We start from the raw sequence: 304 nt of genomic DNA on the forward strand, positions 1-304 counted from the left end.
TTGAAACACTTCATCAAGAAATTGTTTCTTCTTCGCATTATGAACACGAGGATGCTTTAGGAATGTATAAAGATCTTTATTACGTTGGAATACTTCTTTGACTGTGCGGAACTCTTCTACGAATTGTTCTACTACAGTTTTTTCATTCGCAAGTTGAAAAAGAGCATCGGCATATCGCTTGGCTGCTACTGCTTCACTCATAGCTCTTCTCCTACCTCTTTAATGTAGTCATTAATCAGTTTCTCCTGATCCTGAGTACTAATTTCTTTTTCGATTACTTTGCTTGCAATTAATACAGATAAGG

1 protein-coding gene and 1 pseudogene are annotated in these 304 nt (G+C 36.2%); both read right to left on the minus strand.

Translation table 11 applies throughout. From position 1 onward, the window contains the following. A partial coding sequence (gene atpH, locus RG959_RS23995) for an ATP synthase F1 subunit delta (protein ID WP_342799293.1) occupies window positions 1-201 on the minus strand: 201 nt, incomplete at its 3' end. Continuing rightward, window positions 198-304, minus strand: a pseudogene (locus RG959_RS24000) (F0F1 ATP synthase subunit B); the annotation flags it as partial. The gene atpH and the pseudogene RG959_RS24000, both read right to left, overlap by 4 nt.

This window comes from Domibacillus sp. 8LH (assembly GCF_038806185.1).
Lineage (GTDB): Bacteria > Bacillota > Bacilli > Bacillales > Domibacillaceae > Domibacillus > Domibacillus indicus_A.